2 protein-coding genes and 1 pseudogene are annotated in these 5315 nt (G+C 65.9%); 2 read left to right on the top strand and 1 reads right to left on the bottom strand.

Annotated elements, in window-relative coordinates:
- Window positions 1-287: 287 nt before the first annotated feature.
- The gene (locus tag G5B31_RS20620; protein WP_165020071.1) at window positions 288-584 is read right to left on the bottom strand and encodes a hypothetical protein; all 297 of its coding nucleotides are present in this window, start codon (window positions 582-584) and stop codon (window positions 288-290) included.
- 175 nt (window positions 585-759) lie between these two features.
- On the opposite strand from G5B31_RS20620, the gene G5B31_RS20625 reads away from it, so the two are divergent.
- Together G5B31_RS20625 and G5B31_RS20630 are read left to right on the top strand one after the other, a co-directional pair.
- A complete protein-coding gene (locus G5B31_RS20625) occupies window positions 760-5121 on the top strand; it encodes a bifunctional class I SAM-dependent methyltransferase/DEAD/DEAH box helicase (protein WP_165020072.1) in 4362 nt (1453 codons plus the stop codon).
- Between the two features lie 3 nt (window positions 5122-5124).
- Window positions 5125-5315 (top strand): annotated as a pseudogene (locus G5B31_RS20630) (DNA primase); the annotation flags it as partial.

The raw sequence follows: 5315 nt of genomic DNA on the forward strand, positions 1-5315 counted from the left end.
CTCCAATGCCAACATTTCCAAAGAACTGAGGGACTAGCCCAAGTGGAGGAAAGTCTGAAGACGCTGGGTTAAGCGACGGCCACGACTTGCGGTGGTTGCCGAAGATCGCAGCGGTGTATCTCCCGGCGTGCCGCCGGGAGCAGACCTTGGCCCTTCGGACAGGAGTTTGACCGAGGCTGATGTCCCGAAGGGCTAATCTGCCAACCTATGGGTTGGCAACTACGCTCGGTTTGCCAAGCCACGGTATGGCAGAAGCTCCGGAAGGCCGGAGCCAGCCGGTGCCGTGCTCACTTGTTCCCGTCGATCCACTTCGACATCAACCCCTTGTCGCGGAAGCATTCGTCCGGAACGGCGCGGCGCTTGATGCGGGCGAGCTTCTCCGCGAAGGCCACCTGCTTCGAGGTCGGCAACCGGTCCATGTCGGATACAGGCTTCAGCTGGGCCTGCGCCTCAATCCAGGCGCTCAGGGACCGGCGGTCCTGCTGAACTTCCCAGGGCAGGAGGGTCTGGTTACGCAGGGCGAGGGAACGCGCGTAGGCAATTTGCTTGGGCGTTGCGGGCAAGTCGTATGTGGTGCTGTCCATCGGGAAACTCCCTTGCTGGCTTGGCCCCAAGATAGAACATAACAGGAACAAAATCAAGCCAACCGTCCGGGCGCGTCGGCTCGAGAGGAAGAGGGGGGTCGGGGAAGATCAGGCCTGAGGGTGCCCGAGAGAGGGTGTCCGGGCCTGAACCTGTCCCTTATTCCGGAGTTTCCCGATGACCTATCTCGCGCCCGTTGCGCCTCCCGTTTCTGTTCCGTCCACTGAACCCGCGCCCGCGATCCTCGCCGTCGCCGAAGCGCTGCAGCCCGATCTGGCGCAAGGGTTCCAGATCGACGCGCTGCGCCTGCGGCTCGAGATGGAGCGCGCCTTTGGCGGCTCCGATGCCGATGGCGCTTGGGACTGGAAGCTCGCCTATGAGGCGGGCGAGGTGGCGCTCGTCCTCTTCCTGCGGAAGTTCGGCCGCGCGTTGCTGGCCCGGGCGGGCTCGCCCGCAACACTCTTGCCCATCCTCACCAAGGTGGCAGGTCTCTTGCTGACGCATACCCGGCGCTCGGAGGAAATGGAGCGCTTCCAGCAATTCTCGACGCCGCTGCCCATGGGACTGGCTGCAATGGCGGCAGCGCAGATCACGCCCCGTGACCTCGTCCTCGAGCCTTCCGCCGGGACCGGGCTTCTCGCGATCCTCGCCGAGATCGCGGGCGGCAGTCTCGCGCTGAACGAACTCGCCGAGACCCGCGCCGATCTTCTGCGTCACCTTTTCCCGGGGCGGCCCGTCACCATCTTCGACGCCGCGCAAATCGACGATCATCTGGACGCCGGCGTTCGCCCGAGCGTCATCCTGATGAACCCGCCGTTCTCTGCGATGGCAAATGTCGATGGCCGGACGACCGAGGCGACGGCCCGGCATCTGCGCTCGGCGCTTGCGCGCCTTGCTCCCGGCGGGCGATTGGTCGCGATCACCGGCGCAAGCTTCGCACCTGATGCCCCCGCCTGGTCCGAGACCTTCGGCCGCCTGACCGAGAGTGCCCATCTGGTCTTCACCGGCGCTGTGTCGGGGGCAGCCTTCGCAAAGCATGGCACCAGCTTCGAGACCCGGATCTCGGTCTTCGACAAGTGCCGTGGCGGCGAGCGGGGTGGCATTACCGCCGATCTGGCACGCTCCATCTCGCCGGATGTGGCGCAACTCCTCGCCCGGATCACCGCCGAGGTCCCGCCACGCCTCGAGTTGGATGCGGGTGTGGGCGCATGCTCCCAGCCCATTTCCTCTTGTCGGGTAATTCCCGACCGTTCCTCCGGCCTCACCGCTCGACCCTTTCGGTCGACGGCAGCGGCCAAGATGGATGTGCATGTCTCCGCGCCAGATGCCGAAGACCTCGGGTACACACTGCGCGAGACGGTGGACGATCTCGGCTCTGCCCGCCTGTCGGATGCGATCTACGAGACCTTCCGCCTGCAGGCGATCGACATCCCCGGCGCGGCCCCGCATCCGACCAAGCTCGTGCAGTCGGCGGCCATGGCGTCCGTTGCGCCCCCGAAACCCTCCTACCGCCCGAAACTCCCCGCCGCCGTCTTGCGCGACGGCCTGCTCTCTGATGCCCAACTGGAGACGGTCATCTACGCGGGCGAAGCGCATGGCGCGTATCTCGCGGGATCATGGACCGTCGACGAAACCGGCGACATGGTCTCGCCCGCCAAGGACGACGATCCCGATGCCGTCCGTTTCCGCCGCGGGTTTTTCCTCGGCGATGGCACCGGCGCGGGCAAAGGCCGCCAGTCGGCCGGGATCCTGCTCGACAACTGGGCCCAAAGCCGCCGCAAGGCGCTCTGGATCTCGAAGAGTGACAAGCTGCTCGAGGACGCTCAGCGCGACTGGTCTGCACTCGGGCAGGAGCGCTTGCTCGTCACGCCCCTGTCGCGCTTTGCCCAAGGCCGCGACATCCCGCTGACCGAAGGCATCCTCTTCACTACCTACGCCACGCTGCGCTCCGAAGAACGCGGGACCAAGAAATCCCGCGTCGACCAGATCGTCGACTGGCTGGGCTCGGATTTCGATGGGGTGATCCTGTTCGATGAAAGCCATGCCCTGGCGAATGCTGCAGGGTCCAAGGGCGAGCGTGGCGACACGGAAGCCTCGCAGCAGGGCAGGGCGGGCCTGCGCCTGCAGCACAAGCTGCCCAATGCCCGCGTGGTCTATGTCTCGGCCACGGGGGCCACGACGGTGCACAACCTCGCTTATGCGCAAAGGCTCGGACTTTGGGGCGGGGAAGATTTCCCCTTCGCGACGCGCGCCGAGTTCGTTCAGGCCATCGAGGCGGGCGGTGTCGCGGCAATGGAGGTCCTCGCCCGCGACCTGCGGTCCCTTGGCCTCTACACCGCCCGGTCGCTGTCCTATGACGGCGTCGAATACGAGCTGCTCGAGCATGCGCTGACGCCGGAGCAGCGCGGGATCTATGATGCCTATGCCGGTGCCTTCGCCATCATCCACAACAACCTTGCGGCGGCGATGGAGGCCGCCAACATCACGGGCGACAGTGGCACGCTGAACCGGCAGGCCAAATCCGCCGCGCGCTCGGCTTTCGAGTCTGCCAAGCAGCGCTTCTTCGGCCATCTGCTGACCTCGATGAAAACCCCGACCCTGATCGCTGCCATCGACGCCGATCTCGCCGCAGGCCACGCGGCCGTCATCCAGATCGTCTCGACAGGCGAGGCGCTGATGGAACGGCGCCTGTCAGACATCCCTACGGATGAGTGGAACGATGTGCGGGTGGACATCACGCCAAGAGAGGCTTGCCTGGACTACCTCGCCCATTCCTTCCCGGTGCAGCTCTATGAGCCCTTCACTGACAGCGAAGGCAACCTCTCCTCGCGGCCCGTCACGCGCGCCGGCCAGCCGGTGGAATGCCGCGAGGCCGCGCGACGGCGCGATGCGCTGATCGAGCATCTGGCCAGCCTGCCGCCGGTGCCGGGGGCGCTTGACCAGATCGTCCAGCGCTTCGGCACGGATCTGGTGGCGGAAGTGACGGGCCGGTCGCGCCGCATCGTGCGCAAAGGCGAGGGCTCTGCCGCCCGCTTGGTCGTGGAAAGCCGGGCGGGCTCTGCCAACCTCGCGGAAACCGCCGCCTTCATGGATGACCAGAAGCGCATCCTGATCTTCTCGGATGCCGGCGGCACGGGGCGCAGCTATCACGCCGATCTCGGGGCGAAGAACCAGCGCCTGCGGGTCCACTACCTCCTGGAACCGGGCTGGAAGGCCGATGCGGCCATTCAGGGACTGGGCCGCACCAACCGCACCAACCAGGCGCAACCACCGCTGTTCCGGCCCGTTGCTACCGATGTGAAAGCAGAAAAGCGGTTCCTCTCGACCATCGCGCGTCGCCTCGACACGCTTGGTGCGATAACGCGCGGCCAGCGCCAGACCGGCGGGCAGGGTCTGTTCCGGCCGGAGGACAATCTGGAGTCTCCCTATGCCCGCGATGCCCTGCGCCAGCTTTACCGCCGCCTCTATCGCGATGATGTTGCGGGCTGCTCGCTCGGGGCGTTTGAGGATGCGACCGGTCTCAGCCTGACCGATGACAAAGGTCTGAAGGACGACCTGCCCCCGATCACGACCTTCCTCAATCGCCTGCTGGCGATGACGATCGACATGCAGGCGGTCCTGTTCTCGGTCTTCGAGGAACTCCTCGACCAGCGAATCGAGGGCGCTATCGCTGCCGGGGTCTACGACCTCGGGCTCGAGACGCTGCGCGCCGAGAGCTTTCAGGTGACGGATGCGCGTGTGATCTACACCCATCCCGGCTCCGGCGCGGAAACCCAGCTCCTGACCATCGCAGAAAAGCGCCGCAACACGCCGACCTCGCTCGCCGATGCGCTCGACTGGCTCGACGATCCGAAGGCGCGCCTGCTGGTCAACAGCCGCTCGGGCCGGGCAGTTGTGCAGGTGCCTGCCACCAGCCTGATGCTGGATGATGGTACGATCGAGCCCCGCTTGCGGCTGATCCGTCCAACGGAGGCCAGCACGGTCCCGGCCAGGATCATGGAGGACACACACTGGCTGGAAGCCGACCGCGCGGCCTTCTCCGCCGCATGGAATTCCGAACTGGCTGAAGTGCCGGAGTTTTCGGAAGCCACGCTGCACATCGTGGCGGGCCTTCTGCTGCCGATCTGGAAGCAATTGCCCCAGGACGAAACCCGCGTCTACCGGCTGCAGACCGATGACGGCCAACGCATCATCGGCCGCCGCGTCTCGCCCGCCTGGGTGGCGACCACGCTGGCCAGCGACGCGCCAAAGCTCTCGGCGGCGCAGGTCCATGCCCTCGTTCTGGAGGGAAAGACACTCGTGCGCCTGTCAGAAGGGATGGAGTTGCACCGCTCCCGCGTCATGGGGGTGAACCGGATCGAACTCTCCGGTTTCACGCAGGCGGCGAAGGACCGGCTCAAGGCCGATGGCTTCTTCTCGGAGATCATCGCCTGGAAGCTGCGGCTCTTCTGCCCAGCAGAATCGAGCGGCATCGCAGTGCTTGATCGTCTGCTTGCACGTTGTTCCGTGACAGGAATACATGCGCGCGGAGGGTCCTGAGCCATGTATTCTGAAACCGAAGAGGTGATCCGCGCTCTGGCGGAGAATGCTGAGAGCGTCTGTCGCGCTTACCTTCCCGCCGGACGGCGGGAAGGATCCTACTGGATCGTGGGCGACCTGCAGAACAACCCCGGCCGGTCGCTTTTCGTGCGGCTGACCGGACCAGTCTCGGGGCCCGGTGCGGCGGGCAAGTT

The sequence above is a fragment of the Rhodobacter sp. SGA-6-6 genome (assembly GCF_011043545.1).
GTDB lineage: Bacteria > Pseudomonadota > Alphaproteobacteria > Rhodobacterales > Rhodobacteraceae > Pseudogemmobacter.

Bases quoted from the DNA above. Each gene is read 5' to 3' on its own strand.
- G5B31_RS20620 (WP_165020071.1), bottom strand. From the start codon at position 584: ATGGACAGCACCACATACGACTTGCCCGCAACGCCCAAGCAAATTGCC.
- G5B31_RS20625 (WP_165020072.1), top strand. From the start codon at position 760: ATGACCTATCTCGCGCCCGTTGCGCCTCCCGTTTCTGTTCCGTCCACT.